Here is a 19091-nt window from a genome sequence, read left to right as displayed (position 1 = left end):
CATTGAAAAAAGATAATTTACCTGCAATGAGACGAATCAACACTATCCACTTTATTGGTATTGGTGGTGCAGGTATGGGCGGAATTGCAGAAGTACTATTACATTTAGGCTATCAAATTACCGGCTCAGATATAAACAAAGGCGCAATGACAGAGCGTTTGAGTAAAGCGGGCGCAAACGTTTTTATCGGGCACCGAGAAGAAAATGTTGAGCAAGCAGACGTAGTAGTTGTTTCAAGTGCCATTGATGAAAGCAACCCTGAAATCATTTGTGCGAAAGAAAAACACATCCCAATTGTACGCCGTGCGGAAATGCTGGCTGAGTTAATGCGCTTTAGGCAGGGTATTGCGGTTGCTGGTACGCATGGTAAAACCACAACGACGAGTTTAGTAGCAAGTATTTTTGCCAAAGCCGAACTTGATCCCACCTTTGTGATTGGTGGCTTATTAAATAGCGCGGGTACCAATGCGAAGTTAGGTAGTGGTCAATATCTCATTGCTGAAGCAGATGAAAGTGACGCAAGCTTCTTACACTTAAACCCAATGATCAGCATTATTACAAATATTGAAGCGGATCATATGGATACGTATCAAGGTGACTTTGAAAATATGAAAGACACCTATATTGAATTTATCCATAACCTTCCTTTTTATGGGTTAGCCGTAGCTTGTATAGACGACTCAGTAGTTCGCGAGTTATTGCCGCGCTTTAGCCGTAAATATGTGTCTTATGGTGAATCGCAAGACGCAGATTACCGTCTCATTAATTTCTCACAATCAGCTAGCTGCAGTGCCTTTGAAGTTGTATTGCCAAATGGTGAAACACTGGCGATCACCCTGAATTTACCGGGCAAGCACAATGCCTTAAATGCAACAGCGGCAATTGCGGTGGCGTTTGAGGAAGGCGTAAGTGAAAGCGCAATAAAAGCAGCACTAAAAGAATTTGAAGGTATTGGTCGTCGTTTTCAACATTATGGCGAGTTCAATAACGAAGTGGGCAACGTGATGTTGGTTGATGATTATGGTCATCACCCATCTGAAGTCGCCGCAACAATTAAAGCGGCAAAGCAAGGTTGGCCTGATAAACGTTTAGTAATGGCGTATCAACCTCACCGCTTTACGCGCACGCGTGACCTTTACGAAGAATTTGTAGATGTGTTAAGTCAGGTAGACGAATTATTGTTGTTGGAAGTGTACGCTGCAGGTGAAGAACCTATCGTTGGCGCAGACAGCAAGAGTTTATGTCGTAGCTTAAGACAACGTGGTAAAGAGCCTAGATATATCGCCACGCCGAATGAGCTATTCACAGCATTGGCTGACGCGGTAAAAGATAATGACTTAGTGTTAACGCAAGGTGCGGGCAATATAGGTCAATTGGTAAAACAAATTGCTGAAACAGAAATGAATATAACTAAGCTAAAGCAGGTAGCACAATGAGCCAAAAGCAGTATGGTAAAGTCGCCGTTTTATTAGGTGGTAATTCGGCTGAGCGTGAGGTGTCACTCAATTCGGGAAGTGCCATATTAAACGCCCTGATTACCAATGGTGTTGATGCGATTGCATTTGATCCAAAAGAACGAGAGCTTGCTGAGCTTAAAACATTAGGAATCGATCGCGTGTTTATCGCGTTGCATGGTCGTGGCGGTGAAGACGGTACGATTCAAGGTGCACTTGAATTTATGGGCTTGCCTTATACCGGTAGCGGCGTGTTAGGCAGTGCGTTAGCTATGGATAAAGTACGTTGTAAGCAATTGTTCGTTGCCAGCAACTTACCAACCGCTAAATTTACCACGGTTAAAAAAGGTGAAAGTTTTAGTATTGAATCGATTATTAACGAATTTGGCGCGGTAATGGTTAAGCCTAGCCACGAAGGTTCGAGTATCGGTATGGCTAAAGCAAGCACGAGTGAAGAATTAAAAAGTGCGCTTGAAAATGCCTTTAAATTTGATGATGAAGTATTGCTTGAGCAGTGGATCACTGGCACCGAATATACCGTTAGCATGCTTAACAACCAGCCGCTATCGGTGATTGAAATGAAAACACCACGTGGTTTTTATGACTACGAAGCGAAATATAAGTCATCTACTACGAGTTATCATTGCCCAGCTGATTTATCAAACGCCGATACTGCGTATTTACAAATGATCGCAACGCAGGCATTTGCGCTTGTTGGTGCTAAAGATTGGGGCCGAGTGGACGCGATGCGTGACCAAAGCGGTGAATTCTATTTGTTAGAAGTGAATACTGTGCCGGGCATGACAGAAAAGTCATTGGTACCTATGGCTGCAAAAGACTCAGGTAGAGATTTTGCTCAGTTAGTTTTAGAAATTTTAGATTCGACACTGTAAATGAAAGAAACACTACTTACATTAGCAAATTTAACAAAGCGATTAGTTGCTGCAACTAATTGGTCTTTGCTAATGGGAGTAAGCTTTTTTGTTTTGACCTTGTTTATTACGTGGCAAGGGGTGAATGCCTTAACCGATTACTTAGCAACAGAACAAAATAGTAAGTTGAGCAAAGTATTGGTTCATGGTGACCCTGTATATACAAGTGAGCAAGCAATTGTTGATAAGATTAAGTCATTAAAAGTTAAAACGTTTTTTGATGTAGATGTAAACCAAGTGCAAGAAAAATTGCTGGAATTGCCTTGGGTAGCAAGTGTATCGGTACGGAAACAGTGGCCAGACACACTACGTGTTTATGTTACTGAGCATCAGGCAGTGGCAATTTGGAATCAAGATTTACTGCTAAATACCCATGGCGACATCTTTCAGGCACCGGCAGAGCAGTTTTTTAACAAGTTACCTATGTTGTATGGGCCTGAAGGCAGTGAAAATGAAGCGTGGAAAACCTTTAAAACATTTAAAGAGTTATTAGCGCTACATGAAATCGGGTTAAGTAGCCTTGCGCTGTCAGAGCGTTTTTCATGGAAATTATGGCTAAATAGTGGTGTTAAATTAAACCTAGGACGCAAAGATATTGCGCTTAGAGTGCAGCGGTTTATCGATTTATATCCAGAGATAAAAAACTCGTCGGATAAAGAGGTAGAGTCGATAGATTTAAGGTATGATACGGGATTAGCTGTGAGCTGGCTTCAGCCAGTGCAAGAGCAAACTAAAAATAATAAGGTATAACTAGGGTATGACCAAGGCAGTTGAACGTAATCTCATTATCGGCTTAGACGTAGGAACGTCTAAAGTTGTTGCTGTTGTCGGTGAGGTAACACCTGATAATCAGCTGAGCATTGTAGGCGTTGGCAGTCAAAACGCGAAAGGCATGGATAAAGGTGGTGTTAACGATCTTAATTTAGTGTCTGAGTCGATTCAGCGTGCGTTAGATGAAGCTGAATTAATGGCAGATTGCCGTATTAGCTCGGTGTACCTAGGCATATCTGGAAAACATATTCAGTGTCAAAATGAAAATGGTGTAGTGGCGATTAACAACGCTGAAATCACCCATGACGACATCGATAATGTTATTCATATCGCTAAATCCGTCCCTATTTCAGCTGAACGCAAGATGCTGCATGCGTTACCACAAGAATACACTGTTGATATGCAAGAAGGCATTCGTAATCCTCTTGGTATGAGTGGTGTACGTATGGAAGCGCGAGCGCATATTATTACGTGCTCAAATGATATGGCGAAAAACATTGAAAAATGTGTTGAGCGTTGTGGCTTACGTGTTGACCAATTTATTTTCTCGGCGCTGGCTTCGGGCGATTCAGTTTTAACTGAAGATGAGCGTGAGCTTGGTGTTGCAGTGGTTGATATTGGTGGTGGCACTATGGATATTACCATATACACGCAAGGCTCTTTGCGCCACTCGGCGGTGCTACCAGTTGCGGGAAATCAAGTAACTGGCGATATTGCGAAAATATTTCGCACGCCTATCTCGCATGCTGAAGCAATTAAAGTACAATATGCCAGCGCACTAAGTCGCTTAGCAAGTCAAGAAGACAGTATTGAAGTACCAAGTGTAGGTGGTAGACCTGCACGTATTATGTCGCGCCATACACTTTCTGAAGTTGTAGAGCCGCGCATGAGAGAGATTTTTGAGTTGGCGATGAAAGAGATTCGTCGCTCAGGTTTAGAAGAACAAATAGCTGCAGGCATCGTGCTGACAGGCGGTACCGCCAAGATGCAAGGTGTTGTTGAAGTAGCAGAAGAAATTTTCCAAATGCCAGTGCGCGTTGGTCAACCAGTAGGGATAGCTGGACTTACTGATTATGTGAATGATCCGTCATTCGCAACGTCAGTTGGGTTGTTGCAGTATGGTCGAACTATGCAGCATAGCCAGAGCAGCCGCACCACAGAATCTGGTAATGGAAATTGGTGGAACCGTTTAACAAAATGGTTTCAAGGGGAGTTTTAAGCTTTTGCCTTGTGAATTTTCATAAGGTAGTTAGTCGGAGAGTTAAACATGTTTGATTTAATGGAACAGCACGGTGAAGAAGCCGTAATTAAAGTAATCGGTGTCGGCGGTGGCGGTGGTAACGCTGTTGAGCACATGGTTAAAAAGCAAATTGAAGGCGTAAAATTTATTGCGGCCAATACCGATGCGCAAGCACTGCGTAAATCATCAGCTGATGTAACAGTGCAGCTAGGTACGCAAATTACACAAGGTTTAGGTGCTGGGGCAAACCCTGAAGTGGGTCGTGATTCTGCAGAAGAAGATGCAGAAACGATTCGTAACGGCCTTGAAGGCGCAGATATGATCTTTATTGCTGCCGGTATGGGCGGTGGTACAGGTACAGGTGCTGCACCTGTTGTGGCACGTATTGCTAAAGAAATGGGCATTTTAACTGTTGCAGTAGTAACACGACCTTTTGAATTTGAAGGTAAAAAGCGTGCATCGGCAGCAGAAGATGGCATTAATGAGTTGTCTCAACACGTTGATTCACTTATTACAATTCCTAACAATAAATTGCTTAAAGTTTTAGGCAAAGGTACGACATTATTAGACGCATTCGCTAAAGCGAACGATGTGTTATTTGGTGCCGTACAAGGTATCGCTGAGTTAATTACTCGCTCAGGTCTGATCAATGTGGATTTCGCCGACGTACGTACTGTTATGTCTGCAATGGGAACTGCAATGATGGGCACAGCGTCAGCGAAAGGCCCTGATCGTGCACAAGAAGCCGCAGAAGCTGCAATTTCAAGCCCGTTACTTGAAGATGTTGATTTAACAGGTGCGAAAGGCATTCTTGTTAACATTACCGCGGGTATGGACATTGCGATTGAAGAATTTGAAACAGTTGGTAACCACGTTAAGGCATTAGCATCAGAAAATGCGACGGTTGTTGTTGGGGCGGTTATCGACCCTGATATGTCTGAAGAGTTACGTGTGACTGTTGTTGCGACTGGCCTTGGCGGTGAACGCAAGCCTCAGTTTGGTATTGTAGGTGCAGATATCAAAAAAGTGTCTGGCTCTGATACAGCGCAAGCAACAAGCGCTCCGAGCAATGCAACTGCAACACCAGGTGTATTTGTACCAAGTTTTGCACAGTCGGGCAGTGTAGAAACGCCTGAGACTGTTGAACCAAGTGTTCAAAACGAAGTCAAAGAAAGCGCGCCATTAGACAAAAAGCAAGACAAAGCTGATTATTTTGACGTACCAACTTTCTTACGTAATCAAGCTGATTAATAAGATTGTTTGAAAAATAGACATAATTTGGCAAGCTGGTCTTATCTGTGGTAAGATAGCCGGCCGATTTTAACGAATAAGTGGATAGCCTATGATTAAGCAGCGTACCATAACTGAAAAAGTCAGTGCCGTAGGTGTTGGATTGCATAAGGGTGAAAAGGTTTCTATCACTCTCCGACCTGCTAGTGCGAATACAGGTATTGTATTTCGCCGGGTAGACCTTGATCCTGTTGTTGATTTTGAAACAACACCTGAGGCCGTGGGCGATACTCAATTATGTACATGCTTAATTAATAAAGATGGCGTTCGCTTATCGACCACTGAGCATTTAATCGCTGCAATTGCAGCATTAGGCTTAGACAATCTAATTGTTGAATTAGATAGCCCTGAAGTGCCAATTATGGATGGTAGTTCATTACCATTTATTTACCTTATTCAAAAGGCTGGCATCGAAGAACAAAATGCAGCTAAACGTTTTATTCGCATTACCGAAACGGTGCGCGTGGAAGACGGCGATAAGTGGGCTGAGATTGAACCATATGATGGTTTTCATATCGACTTTGAAATTGCGTTTAACCACCCAGCAATTAACGAAAGTCGCCAACGTATTGGTTTAGACATTACAGCTAAGAATTTTATCGAGCAAATTAGCCGAGCACGTACATTTGGCTTTATGCGTGATATCGAATACATGCACGCTAACAACTTAGCGCTTGGTGGCAGTATGGATAATGCTGTTGTACTTGATGACTTTAAAGTACTTAACCCTGATGGATTGCGCTACCCTGATGAGTTTGTAAAACACAAGATTTTAGACTGTGTTGGTGACTTGTTTATGACGGGTCATAACTTGCTTGGTAAAGTAACTGCATATAAATCAGGCCATGATCTGAATAATAAGCTACTTCGTAAGTTGATGGCGACTGAATCAGCTTGGGAATGGGCAACATTTGAAGAGTCTGTCACTATGGCTGCACCAGGTTTAGAAACTGCAACAGCTTAGTTTTTTCAAAATTAATCAAATTATAAAACGCGACTTAAGTCGCGTTTTTTATTGCCTAAAATAATGTTTTCCAGCGTCGCCATGTGTGTGCATTCTAGTACGTTAAACGCCGTTAACTTGTTAATAGCAGCTAATAGACAATGAGCAGATATGCTTTTTCTATGCTGAAGGTATGAAACTTTAAAATGCTAATGACGTTGGCGTTAGGCTTCAAAAGTGAACGTTCGAGACAAACTTATCGTGTATTTACTAATTTAATTAGAAACGAAAGAAGGTAACTTGCTAAGCACATACATTTTGTTTAGCTAGTTGTTATATTTTTGAAGTTAAAAAAGGAATTTTTAAGAAGAAGTGGGGCGACTGACGAGACTTGAACTCGCGACAACCGGAATCACAATCCAGGGCTCTACCAACTGAGCTACAGCCGCCACAAAATTTGAAACACCTTATTTGGTGTGGCGCGCATAATACATAAAAAACATGCCCGTGTGAAGACTTATGTTATGCTTTTAGCTAAATAAATTTAGTTTGCGATTTTGTAGTGTTAAAAAAGACTGTTATTCGTTCAGTTTGGTTAGTAATTGGTTTGGTCAGTTTATTACTGGGAGTGCTTGGGGTATTTCTTCCGTTACTACCGACCACTCCTTTCGTATTGTTATCGGCATTTTGCTTTTCTAAATCGTCAACGCGAATGCATTCATGGTTATTGAATCATCGAATATTCGGTCAATTAATAACGGATTGGGAAGCGCATGGTGTAATAAGAACAAAAATTAAAGTAATCGCGACTAGCTCCATGTTGTTACTAGTTTCCTACCCGTTGCTCTTTATTGCCTTCCCAATATGGCTGAAAGCGATTGTTGTGATCAGTATTGTAAGCGTTTTGTTGTTTATTTGGAGTAGACCTTCAAAACCAAGTGACAATCAAGTTAAAGATCCGCTTAAACTGTGAAAAGAAGTGACGTAAATTTCAAAAATCTTTATAATTCTTAAAATTACCTAAATCAACGACAAAAGGAATACTCATGGATTCTGCAGCTAAATGGTTGAACGAAAACTCTGATTTACTTTTACATTACGGCTTACAAACTGTAGTCGCGATTGTCATTTTACTCGTGGGCATTCGTGTAGCAAAAGTATGTGAAAAATTAACCAAAAAAGCGATCGAAAAGAAAAAAGTAGATAAAGCGGTTGGTTCGTTTTTAGCAAATATTGTGTACGCACTTGTATTTGCGGCAACAGTACTAATGGCACTTTCTCAAGTTGGTATTGAAACAACATCGTTTATTGCAATTTTGGGTGCAGCGGGTTTAGCGGTTGGTTTAGCGTTACAAGGCTCTCTTTCAAACTTTGCATCAGGCGTGCTTATTATTATTCTACGTCCATTTAAATCAGGTGAGTTTATTGATGCTGCGGGTCATTCTGGTAGTGTTTCTAAAATCGAGATTTTTTCAACAGAACTGTTAACACCTGATAACAAAACAATCATAGTACCAAACTCGGCAATTATGGGTGGCGCTATTGTAAACTACAGCCGTCAAGCAACGCGTCGTGTTGATATTATGGTTGGTGTTAGCTACGACTCATGTCTAAAGCAAACGCGTGAAGTGCTTGAAAATGTAATCAAATCAAATGATAAAGTACTTAAAGACCCTGCATTTTTCATCGGTGTTCACACTTTAGGTGACTCAAGCGTTAACTTTGTAACGCGCTCTTGGGCAAAAACTGAAGATTATTGGGCAGTTTATTTTTACCTTCAAGAAAACTTCAAACTTGCATTAGATGAAGCGGGTATTTCGATTCCTTTCCCTCAAATGGATGTTCATTTAAATAAAATCAGCGAGAAGTAGGCTTTTATAATGAAATTAAGATATTTAGCGTCAGTTGTAGCAATTGCACTTACGAATCAAGCGATTGCTGACGAAGATAAAACATGGGAAGCAAGTAGCGAGCTTGGTGCCATTATTACCAGTGGTAATACCGAAACTACCACGTTTAAGTTCGGTGCAAATGCAAAACATGATATTGGTAAATGGACCAATGAATACAAGTTAAATGCACTTTATAAAGAAGACGAAGTGACGCTTGATAGTGGTTTAAAAGACACACAGCGCACCAACGAAAAATACGGTGCGGCGATTCAAGGTAACTACAACCTTGGTGAAAAGCACTCTCACTTATTCGTTGGTTTAACGCACGATAGCGATTACTTTGGTGCATACCGTCACGAAACAGTGCTTTCAGGCGGTTATGGTTTTCGTTTGATTGATGAGTCAAATATGACTCTTGGTTTTGACTTTGGTCCGGGTTACAAATATTTCCAGTACTCAGAGAAAAACCAAGAGCTTTTCAAAGATGGTCGCCCTAAAGCAGGTGAGCGCGATGATGAATGGATTGCACTAGCGAAAGCTGACTTTAGCTGGACAATCAGCGATAACGCTAAGTTTACCCAACGCGTTAAAGTTGAATCAGGTAGTACCAATACCAAAAGCATTTCTGAAACTGCATTACTGACTAAGATCAACGGCTCATTACAAATGAAAGTTGGCTTTAACGTAACTCACAACTCAGAAGTTGATGCTGATAAAGTAAATACAGACACTGAGACAGTATTGACCTTGGTGTATAGCTTTTAAGTTGTAGGCTTAAACTAAATTGTAAAAGAGCGTTTAACGCTCTTTTTTTTTGTGTATGAACTCAGGTAGAATAAAGGGTTGTATTTGAACTGAAATTTTTAAAGGGATCCTGTGCATTATCTAAAGCTATTTCTTTGCTTGTTAGTCGTATCATTTAGCCAGCCGTCACATGCTATGACTCCGTCACCGCAGCAAATTGAGCAATTTAAAAAGCTGCCAAAATCGCAACAAAAAGCACTTGCTAAGCAATATGGGATCGATTTAAAACAACTTGATAAATCAAGTAAAGAAGTCGAAGAGGCGCTGCAAGATGAAAGCTTATTAGTACAACCTCGTTCTGAGGAAGAAGAAAAAACAGAGGAAGAAAAATTCAAGCCGCAAATGGAAGAATTAAAGCCATTTGGTTATGAGCTGTTTGCGGGTGAGCCTATGTCGTTTATGCCAAGTGAAAATGCGGCAATTCCTGATTCTTACATTGTAGGTCCTGGTGACGAATTTCAAATTAATTTTTATGGTAAAGAAAGTGATAGTTTTGAAGTAGAAGTTGACCGTGAAGGACGTTTAACAATTCCAAAGCTTAGCCCTGTTAACGTAGCTGGCTTGCAGTTCTCAGAAGTAAAGAATTTAGTAAAAGCTAAAATTGAACAAGAGATTATTGGCGTTCAAGCGTTTGTTTCAATGGGGCGCTTACGCTCTATGCGTATTTTAGTTCTAGGTGAAGCATACAAACCTGGTGCGTACAGTGTAACGTCACTCGCATCAGTAACTCATGCATTATTTGTTAGTGGTGGTATTACTGAAATTGGCTCACTTCGTAATATTCAAGTGAAACGCCGTGGTAAGGTTGTGGCTGCTCTAGATCTATATGATCTTCTTACCAAGGGGGATAGCTCAAACGATATTGTACTACAATCTGGTGATGTAGTTTTTATCCCGTCTGTTGGTAAACAAGTAACAGTTTCCGGCTTAGTGAAACGTCCCGCTATTTTTGAGCTTAAACAAAGCGAAACAGCAGAAGACTTAATCCGCTTAGCAGGCGGCTTTAAGGCTGAAGCATTTCCACAAAAAACAGTTATCGAACGCTATGCGGGTAATAGCTTTAAAACAGTTTTAACGAGAGATTTTTCACAAAAAGAAATCGGCTACAAGCCACATGATGGCGATGTAATTAAAGTACAAGGTTCAAGCGAGCAGTTGGAAAACGCCGTAACTATCATGGGAGCGGTTTCTCATCCTGGCAATTACCAATGGAAACAAGGTAACCGAATTTCTGACTTAATCACATCTTTGAAATCAGATGTATTGCCTATTGCTGATTTTGATTATTCACTAATCGTGAGAGAGAAAAACATTCGTGGTGATATCGAATTACTTCAATTCTCATTAGTTGATGTATTGGAAAAACAAACAGCTAATTTTGAATTGAAACCACGCGATATAATTATAGTATTCAGTCGCTTTGAAGAAATGGCCGAAGAAAAAAGGCTGTTATCTGATCTCGCTTTAAGTGAAAAAGAAATTGCACTCCAAGCAAAAGTAGAACAATGGCAAAAATTTGAGAACCGCAAATTTTTAGAGTTTATTGGCGAAGAGCAAGAAGAAGTTGACGAAGAAGATGTAACTGAACTTGATAATTTAACAAAATTGCTGACAGGTCAAACTGAAGAATTGGAAGAAGACGAGTATTCAGTATTCAGCCGTAAAAAATTATTGGCGCCAATAATTTTAAAGTTACAAAAGCAAGCGTCCGTTTTTGAGGATATTTCCCTTATTGCTGTTAATGGTCGTGTACGTTACCCAGGTGTTTATCCGCTAGTGTCAAATGCTTCAGTTAAACTAGCTGTAAACGCTGCAGGTGGATTACTCGAATCTGCATATATGCAAAATGCAGAAGTTACGCGTGTCGTTAAAGGCGAAAGCACAAGTGTGGAACACATCGCGGTCAATTTATATGATGCGATGAAATCATCTGAACAGTTTACTTTACAAAGTAAAGATTCCCTTAATATTTTTCCTACGCCAAATTGGTCTGAAGAAAGAACAGTTAGTTTATTCGGTGAAGTACGTTTTCCGGGTACTTATGCGATTAAACGTGGCGAAACCTTAGAGAATGTATTGGAACGCGCAGGTGGGTTAACAGACTTTGCTGCTGAAAATGGTGCGATTTTCACTCGAGAATCAATACGCACAAAAGAGCGTGCACAATTACAAAAATTGTCAGATGACTTACGCCGTGAAATTGCATCTAAAAGCTTTTCTAATTCAGTAACAGATGCATCTTTAAGTTACGATGATATGGATAAGTTATTAAAAGACTTGGGGCAAGTACAAGCTTTAGGACGTTTGGTTATTGATTTACCAAAAATCCAATCTGGAGCTGTGTCGTTAGAATTAGAAAAAGGTGATGCGCTCTACATTCCGGCTAAACAAAGTACGGTAAGTGTAATTGGTGAAGTAAACGTATCTACATCTCACTTATATAGCGATAATTTATCGGTTGAGGATTACCTTGAATATAGTGGTGGCTTAAAACAAAGAGCTGATGAAGAACGTATATATGTCATCAAGGCAAATGGCTCAGTATATATTCCAAATGATTCAAGTTGGTTTGCTGTTAATAACTCAAAGAACCGCTTAGAACCGGGTGACACAATTGTTGTACCACTTGATGCAGAATATATGAACCAATTAACGCTGTGGAGTACAGCGACACAGATTATTTATCAATTAGGTTTAGCTGCAGCTGCTGTATCAGCACTGTAATCATGTTCGGCCCTATTAACTATAGGGCCTTAACTTAAGTCTGTGGGGCGGTTTTGATACAGCTAAAAAAGTTCGTTAAACATTTAATTGTTGAAGGCCAGAAGTTAATTTGGCCGCTTGCCGCAAAATCTCGTTTACTTTGTAGAATATATTATTGTTTTTTTGATAGAGGTTTTGGTTACGAGCAACAGGCATTAATAAAGGCTAAACTTGCTTATTTTGCCAAAGAAGGTATTCAAAATGGTACAAGCTCTTTATTACGCAGAAATATTCATCGCTTAGAAAAAGGCTTGATAATGGAGCCAAGACGAGATTTGTTTGCCTTGGACTACATTTTCGAAACAGTCGATGTTTACTTGCTTGCGAGTGAATCAGCTGATTTTTCAACAACAGAATTAGACTGGGCTCACTCTGTTTTAATTGAATACTTTGATGCGGTTAAAACAACCCATACAGAGGTGCTTCGAGCTAAACAACGCTTTGAGTCTGCCTCTCCACGAGTTGATATTTCATCAAAGCCTTACTCAAGTGAAAGTCGTAAACCACATAATGTCGACTTTGAATCATTTTCTAATTTAACCCAGGCTCGTAGGTCAACTCGTTGGTTTTTAAATAAACCAGTTGAGTCAGAAAAGCTTGAGGAAATAGTTTCTATCGCATCACAAGCACCAAGTGCATGTAATCGCCAACCGTTTGAGTTTATTGTTATCGAAGGTGATAGCTTTAGAAAGAAAGTTGCAAAATTGCCAGGTGGCACAGTTGGTTTTTCAGACAATATCCCTTGTTTAATCGCTGTTGTTGGTGATCAATCTTACTATCCCATGGATCGAGATAGGCATGTTATTTATATTGATTCAGGCTTGGCGAGTATGCAATTAATGCTTGCAGCTGAAACACTTGGCTTGTCTACATGTGCAATTAATTGGCCAGAACTTGAAAAGCTCGATGAAAAAGTTAGCAAGTTACTAAAGCTACCTCAATACAAACGGGTTGTAATGTTTATTGCTATTGGTTATGCAAAACCTTCCGGTGGAATTCCATTTTCAGAAAAAAAATCAGCACAGCAGTTGATAAGTTATATAAAGGAGTAAGTTGTTGCTAAATATTGAAATTAAAGGTGTTCAGTTCTCGAATAAAGGGGCTGAGTTAATGTTAGAAGCAATATTGCAACAGCTGGACCTACATCTAGATGAGTATCAGCTTACACTTTCTCCAGGACGTAACCTACCGTATGTAAAAAGAGCCAAATTAGGTGCATGGCAAAAGCTTAGCTTTCGCCGTGGCAATATAGATTTGACGGGTATCTTTGCAAAGTTACCAAAGAAAATTCGTAATTTTCTTAAGCGCTATGGCATCGTAACTGAGGCTGATGTCGATGTTATTCTTAATGCCAGTGGTTTTGCTTATGGTGACCAGTGGCCTTTGGCTGATCTGCGAAATACAGCTAAAGAAATTAAACGATTTAAAGAGCTTGGTAAGCCATACATTCTATTGCCTCAAGCATTAGGCCCGTTTCAGCGTGAGGAATTAAAAGAGTTTGCAGAGGTGTTGATCAACGATACTGCTCTTACTTTTGCAAGAGATGATACTTCGTTTGCTGAATGTGAAAAATTAAATAAAAGCAATAAATTGTTTCAAAGTCCTGACTTTACAGCATTGCTTGAAGTGGAAAGATTTAACACAACAGAGCAGCAGACTGTTTGTTTAATTCCTAACAATAAAATGGTGTCTAAATTTAATCACGCGAATGCAGAGCTGCAAAAGAAAGCGTATTATGACTTTTGGATAAACACTGCAAAGTTTTTTATCGATAAAGGTTTTTTTGTAAAACTATTAAACCATGAAGGCAAAGAAGATAGGGATATTTGCAGCGCAATTTTAGACGCTATTTGCAGTGAGCAAATAGCTTTGATAGATGGTTTAAGCTCAACTGAAATTAAAGCTCTTATTGGCAGCTGTGATGCCGTAGTAAGCAGTCGCTTTCATGGTTGCGTAAGTGCACTTTGTCAGGGGGTTCCTTGCTTAGCCACAAGTTGGAGTCATAAATACGAGATGCTCTACGGAGAATATGGTTTAACTGAAAATGTGATTGATTTCCAACTTGAAACCGATGAATTAAAAAATAAATTGAACCAGTTTTTGAATGACTTGACTAATCAGGCAAGTGTCAGTCTAGAACACGCTGAAAAAGTTAAATTACAGAACAAAAAGATGTGGCAACAAGTTGTTGCAATCATCAAATCGTGACTTATCGACATAGGCAATCGCCCTTGATAAACTGCCAAGTCGAATTTATGGGAGTTGTAAAAATGAAAAAGATGCGCGGCTTTAGCTTGATGGAGCTATTAATCGTACTAATTATTTTAGGTCTCTTAGGTTCTTTAGTAGCACCTAAACTTTTTTCTAAAGTAAGTTCATCAAAAAAGAAAACAGCAGTTGCTCAAATGCAAATGTTTGAAACAGCTATCGATACATATCGTTTAGATGTGGGTACAGTACCAACTAAATTAGAAGAGTTACGTACTGGTGATGCACCAGGATGGGATGGTCCGTATTTACCAAAAGCAATCCCTATGGACCCATGGGGTAAGCCTTATGTTTATACCGTTCCTGGTCAAAATGGAAATCCTTATGGGTTAATGACCTATGGTCTAGATGGACAGCCTGGCGGAGAAGGCGAAAGTGAGGATGTTGTTCATCAATGATGGATATTAAAAAGCTACTTACTGAGCAGTTTGCAGTAAGCCAATCCGATTTAGAAAAAGCGACTACCTATCAAGAAAGGTACAGTGGTCGTTTAGAGAATATATTGGTTAATATGGGGTGTTTGACAGAGGACGACTTGGCACCTTTATATCATCAACTGCTTGGTTATTCGCTTTTTGATCCAGAGGATTACCCAAACTGGCAATTAAACGAACAGATAACTATTTCAGTATATGAACAGTTAAAACAATATGATGCATTACTGGTAGAAGCTAGCGCGGATTGTTGGACACTTGCATGTAAAGATCCCTTAAGTATTGAACTGTCACAATATTTGTTATCGCATAATGTTGAATTAAAAGTTTTAGTTGCTACTGAATCTCAACTACAAGCTTTTTTCTTTGAAATTCAAAGCCAAACAGAAGCGAATGTTGAAATAGAAGAATTAACAGGTGATGAAGAAGCGCGTTTAAGAGAACTCGCATCTGAAGCGCCTACGGTTAACTTACTAAATTCACTTATCACTAAAGCGTTAGCGCGTGGTGCATCTGATATGCACTTAGAACCCTATCAAAGTCGCTTTAGAGTGCGATATCGTATAGATGGTGTACTACATGAAGTAGACTCACTTGCGCCTAAAATGCAATTGCCAATTACAACGCGTTTAAAAATATTATCTGGTATGGATATCGCCGAAAAGCGTCGTCCTCAAGATGGTAAAATTGAAATGCGAATTGCCAATCAAGAACTAGATATTCGTGTATCGGCACTGCCTTTAAACGAAGGCGAAAGTATTGTATTACGTTTCTTGCGTAAAGACTCTATTCGCTATGATATGTCGGTGCTTGGATTGTCACGTGATACGCAAACATTAATTGGTGAAGATCTTAAAAAAACCACTGGTGTAGTTTTACTAACAGGCCCAACAGGCTCAGGTAAAACAACTACGCTGTATACCTTCTTAAATGAGCTTAACAACCCCGATGTAAAAATTATTACACTTGAAGATCCTGTGGAATACCAGCTCGAAGGTATTAACCAAGTGCAAGTAAACAGTGAAATCGGTTTTGATTTTGCGGCAGGACTACGCTCAATTGTTCGTCAAGATCCCGATATCATCATGGTTGGTGAAATTCGTGATAAAGAGACCGCACAAATCGCCCTTCAATCAGCGCTGACAGGTCACCTTGTATTCAGTACTGTGCACACTAATGATGCTGCAAGTGCTTATACTCGTTTACTTGATTTAGGTGTTGAAGAGTTTTTACTAAATGCGGCACTTGTATCTGTAGTTGCACAACGACTCGCTAGACGTTTATGTCAGCACTGTGCAGCACCGGACGAAAATGCCAATGAATTGTTAGCTAAATACCCACTGCAACGAGTTGCTGAGAATGCAGGCATTCAACATTTAACTATCCAAAAAGCAGTAGGGTGTGAGCATTGCAATAACTCAGGTTATAAAGGGCGAATTGCAATAAACGAATATTTGCGCTGTGATGATGAAATAAAGGCGACGCCTAAAAACGACCAGTTTATTCCAAAAGCGCAAGCACATAACGAAAGTTTAAAACGTCGTAACCTTATGGAAGATGGCTTTTATAAAGTGATTACAGGTGTAACCACCATTGATGAAGTGCTAAGGGTTGCGGGCTAATGGAGTTTGAGTATAAGGCGATAGATAATTCGGGCGCGCGTCATCAAGGCACTATTGAAGCCAATGATAAACCGCAAGCTCAACAAAAACTTGTCGCTGATGGGCTGCATCCAATCGAGCTTAAAGCGATTACTTCAGGTACAACGTTAGCTGATCTATTTGGCCAAAAAGTAACGCTTGATCAGCTAGAGTTTTTCACCAGTGAATTATCATTGCTACTTGAAAGCGGTGTCCGTGTTGATAAGGGTATTGATATTATTCGCCAATCGAATGCTCATCCAGCCCTTAGTCGTTTACTCAATCAAATTGCAAGCTCACTTAAAAAAGGTGATTCGTTAAGTGATGCTTTTAGTAAACATGAAGACTTATTTGGCCCTTTGTACATCAGTTTATTAAAAATTGGTGAGACATCGGGTAATCTACCAGAAGTGCTTAATCGCCTTGCTGCTGATTTAAAGTTTCAAAAAGACCTTCGCTCTCAAATAAGTACTGCGCTCACTTATCCATCAGTGATCTTTTTTGTGTGTATTATGGCGGTATATTTTGTTCTTACCTTCATTGTGCCAAAAATGGCGGGCATTTTTACCGACCTAGAACAGGCACCTTGGTATACGCAAATGATCATTAACACCAGTAACTTTTTCATCGATTATCAGCTATTAATAGTCGGTGGTGTTATTGGTGGTATCGGTTTACTGGTTTATGCCTTACAAAAACCAGAAGTGAAAAATTGGTTTTATGTAACAGGCTCTAAATTACCCCTTGTTGGTAATGTAATTACAACTGCTGAACGTATTCGATTTGCGCAAAGTATGTCGATGATGTTAGAGGCAGGTTTGCAATTAGATACAACCCTAGAGCTAACATCAGAAACCTTAAAACACCCTGATTATAAACGTGATGCTAAACAGGCACTTAAACAGTTAAAGTCAGGTAAACAACTCAGTTTTGTATTAAGTAAAACGCGTATTTTCCCTGATTTCTTTTTATCGATTATTAAAGTAGGTGAAGAAACAGGGCGTTTACCCCGTGTTTTTAGTGAAGTTGCAAATCGTTCACGCACTGATTTAGAACAAGTTATTAAAAAGCTTACCACTATGTTAGAGCCGTTAATGCTCTTGTTTATGGGTGGCTTTGTTGGTGGAATTGTAATTACAATGTTGATGAGTATGGTATCAATCAATGATGTTCCGCTCTAATAATCAGTGTGGCTTTTCGCTCATAGAGTTAATGGTGGTACTTGCTATTATGGCTGTTTCTATGAGTTTAACAGGTGGATTGGTTACTAATGTAGTAAGCAAGCAAGAACGCTTTGTGGAAATCGAAAAGGTTAAACAACTCGTTGTGTCTTTAAAATACAAAGCGTTTTATTCAGGTAGTAAATTCGACTTAGACTTCGTTGAAAATAGAATTTTATTAACAGGGGAAAATGAAAAAAAAGAGTATATATTTAAACAGCTTGTTTTTTCTCCTCAAAAATTAGAGATATATTCAAATGGTACATCGAGCCGTGAATATTTTGAAACTATAAAGGGAGATGAAATATTGCCAAATACTCTTCCTAGTCCATACAAAAACAATGAAAAACTCTAACTCGTCAGGATTTACTCTAATTGAGGTGTTGATCGCCGCAGTTATTTTATTTTCATCAATTGCTGTTGTGGCTGATATATTTTCTGCTGCTTCTCTGAGTTCGCGTAAAGCAACGATTGTCACAAACTTGTATCAGGTGGCACCTATCGCGTTAGACCAAATCAAAGAGAAAGTAAGAGCAAGTAGTTTGCAACAAAGCAAAGAGCTCAGTGGTAGGCTAAATATCGCTGGAGGGACTTTTTACTGGGAAGCAAGTCGAAAAAATAGCTTGAGGCCACCAATGCAGTTTGATGATACTACCCCATACCCTGTTAAATTTTATACCTACAATATAAGTGTACAAGCTGAACAAGATGGGTTCCGCCAGAACTTTAACTTTGAGGCTTTTGTGTGGTGAATAACATCAAAGGGTTTACTTTAATCGAGTTACTTATTGCGTCAAGTATCCTTTTGGCGGTTATGCTTTCAGGTTACAGTGCCTATAGTTTGTATTCATCTTCTTGGCAAAAAAGAACCCAATATTATTGGCAACAAGCCCAAAAAGGAGTTTCTCTTCAATCGGTATATCGGTCGATAAATGCCATAACAGATTACATTGTTATTAATAATAAGAAGAAGTCATCAGTTTATTTTTCGTTAACTCCCTCAAGTGTGCGCTTTGTAACAACTTCACCAATTTTTTCCAGTGGTATTGCTATTGCAGAGTTAGAAATTAATAAAGACGATAAGTTTAATTTGCTTTATAAAGAAAAGTCACTCAACAAGGAGCCTATTTACTCAAGTGTAGATGAGATAAATTGGCAACATGAAATTTTTGTCATGGAACTGGAGGAGCAAAGTTATTTTACAGCCTATGGCTGGCCTTCTTGGCAGGCAGTGACTGAATATGAAAGCTCTAACTTAAAACTAGAATTGCTTCAACAGGCTATGCAACCTAAAGTGTTTCAAATATATGACTTTAATGAAAATGAAATTTTGCCTCTGAAACTAAATTTGTTCGTTGGTAATCAGCACTTCTTAGAGATAAGTTTAAAAAGTGATTCTCATAAAAAGTTATTTTTGTACTCAGAATCGGGAGCTTAAAA

At 39.6% G+C, this 19091-nt stretch carries 18 protein-coding genes and 1 tRNA gene; 18 read left to right on the top strand and 1 reads right to left on the bottom strand.

The genetic code is table 11. The features are described from left to right. The first annotated feature begins 26 nt into the window (after positions 1–26). The 6 genes from murC to lpxC all read left to right on the top strand — a co-directional run bounded on the left by murC (position 27) and on the right by lpxC (position 6651). The gene (murC, locus tag AC2IOM_RS02645; protein WP_486359546.1) at positions 27–1436 is read left to right on the top strand and encodes a UDP-N-acetylmuramate--L-alanine ligase; all 1410 of its coding nucleotides are present in this window, start codon (positions 27–29) and stop codon (positions 1434–1436) included. After that, positions 1433–2347, top strand: coding sequence for a D-alanine--D-alanine ligase (locus tag AC2IOM_RS02640; protein WP_105171067.1), 915 nt, complete (start codon positions 1433–1435; stop codon positions 2345–2347). The genes murC and AC2IOM_RS02640 overlap by 4 nt, the downstream gene beginning before the upstream one ends. After that, positions 2348–3136: a cell division protein FtsQ/DivIB gene (locus tag AC2IOM_RS02635; protein WP_010561165.1), complete on the top strand. Its 789-nt coding sequence runs from the start codon at positions 2348–2350 to the stop codon at positions 3134–3136. Positions 3137–3143: 7 nt separating this feature from the next. Next, positions 3144–4376, top strand: coding sequence for a cell division protein FtsA (ftsA, locus tag AC2IOM_RS02630; RefSeq protein ID WP_010561164.1), 1233 nt, complete (start codon positions 3144–3146; stop codon positions 4374–4376). Between the two features lie 48 nt (positions 4377–4424). Then, positions 4425–5648 (top strand): cell division protein FtsZ, encoded by a 1224-nt coding sequence (ftsZ, locus tag AC2IOM_RS02625; protein ID WP_100912539.1) that lies wholly within the window; start codon positions 4425–4427, stop codon positions 5646–5648. 91 nt (positions 5649–5739) lie between these two features. After that, positions 5740–6651 (top strand): UDP-3-O-acyl-N-acetylglucosamine deacetylase, encoded by a 912-nt coding sequence (gene lpxC, locus AC2IOM_RS02620; protein ID WP_010561162.1) that lies wholly within the window; start codon positions 5740–5742, stop codon positions 6649–6651. A 352-nt stretch (positions 6652–7003) separates the two neighbouring features. On the opposite strand, the gene AC2IOM_RS02615 is transcribed toward lpxC, so the two are convergent. After that, positions 7004–7079: transfer RNA gene (locus AC2IOM_RS02615), tRNA-His, on the bottom strand. Between the two features lie 113 nt (positions 7080–7192). Between AC2IOM_RS02615 and AC2IOM_RS02610 the strand changes: the two genes are divergently transcribed. From AC2IOM_RS02610 to AC2IOM_RS02555, 12 genes are all read left to right on the top strand, one after another. Beyond that, entirely contained in the window at positions 7193–7603 is a 411-nt protein-coding gene (locus tag AC2IOM_RS02610) for a YbaN family protein (protein WP_336434386.1), read from the top strand. A 73-nt stretch (positions 7604–7676) separates the two neighbouring features. Then, the gene (locus tag AC2IOM_RS02605) at positions 7677–8501 is read left to right on the top strand and encodes a mechanosensitive ion channel domain-containing protein (protein WP_486359046.1); all 825 of its coding nucleotides are present in this window, start codon (positions 7677–7679) and stop codon (positions 8499–8501) included. A gap of 9 nt (positions 8502–8510) precedes the next feature. Further along, positions 8511–9287 carry a DUF481 domain-containing protein gene (locus AC2IOM_RS02600; RefSeq protein WP_100912542.1) on the top strand — a complete coding sequence of 259 codons (777 nt, stop codon included), beginning with the start codon at positions 8511–8513 and terminating at the stop codon, positions 9285–9287. A 111-nt stretch (positions 9288–9398) separates the two neighbouring features. After that, on the top strand, positions 9399–12050 hold the full coding sequence (locus tag AC2IOM_RS02595) for an SLBB domain-containing protein (protein WP_486359045.1): 2652 nt from the start codon (positions 9399–9401) through the stop codon (positions 12048–12050). Positions 12051–12103: 53 nt separating this feature from the next. Then, the gene (locus AC2IOM_RS02590; RefSeq protein WP_486359044.1) at positions 12104–13141 is read left to right on the top strand and encodes a nitroreductase family protein; all 1038 of its coding nucleotides are present in this window, start codon (positions 12104–12106) and stop codon (positions 13139–13141) included. Between the two features lie 4 nt (positions 13142–13145). Continuing rightward, positions 13146–14297 (top strand): polysaccharide pyruvyl transferase family protein, encoded by a 1152-nt coding sequence (locus tag AC2IOM_RS02585; protein ID WP_486359043.1) that lies wholly within the window; start codon positions 13146–13148, stop codon positions 14295–14297. A gap of 62 nt (positions 14298–14359) precedes the next feature. Then, positions 14360–14755, top strand: coding sequence for a type II secretion system major pseudopilin GspG (gene gspG, locus AC2IOM_RS02580; protein WP_274760615.1), 396 nt, complete (start codon positions 14360–14362; stop codon positions 14753–14755). Then, on the top strand, positions 14755–16413 hold the full coding sequence (locus tag AC2IOM_RS02575; RefSeq protein WP_486359545.1) for a GspE/PulE family protein: 1659 nt from the start codon (positions 14755–14757) through the stop codon (positions 16411–16413). Before gspG ends, AC2IOM_RS02575 begins: the two co-directional genes overlap by 1 nt. Further along, the gene (locus AC2IOM_RS02570) at positions 16413–17612 is read left to right on the top strand and encodes a type II secretion system F family protein (protein WP_486359042.1); all 1200 of its coding nucleotides are present in this window, start codon (positions 16413–16415) and stop codon (positions 17610–17612) included. Before AC2IOM_RS02575 ends, AC2IOM_RS02570 begins: the two co-directional genes overlap by 1 nt. Then, on the top strand, positions 17596–18006 hold the full coding sequence (locus AC2IOM_RS02565; protein ID WP_486359041.1) for a type II secretion system protein: 411 nt from the start codon (positions 17596–17598) through the stop codon (positions 18004–18006). Before AC2IOM_RS02570 ends, AC2IOM_RS02565 begins: the two co-directional genes overlap by 17 nt. Next, positions 17993–18403, top strand: coding sequence for a type IV pilus modification PilV family protein (locus tag AC2IOM_RS02560; protein WP_486359040.1), 411 nt, complete (start codon positions 17993–17995; stop codon positions 18401–18403). The genes AC2IOM_RS02565 and AC2IOM_RS02560 overlap by 14 nt, the downstream gene beginning before the upstream one ends. Beyond that, positions 18397–19089 (top strand): prepilin-type N-terminal cleavage/methylation domain-containing protein, encoded by a 693-nt coding sequence (locus AC2IOM_RS02555; RefSeq protein WP_486359039.1) that lies wholly within the window; start codon positions 18397–18399, stop codon positions 19087–19089. Before AC2IOM_RS02560 ends, AC2IOM_RS02555 begins: the two co-directional genes overlap by 7 nt. Positions 19090–19091: the final 2 nt, after the last annotated feature.

The organism is Pseudoalteromonas sp. NS-SX12, from assembly GCF_057367955.1.
This window is presented reverse-complemented; position numbering and strand designations above follow the sequence as displayed.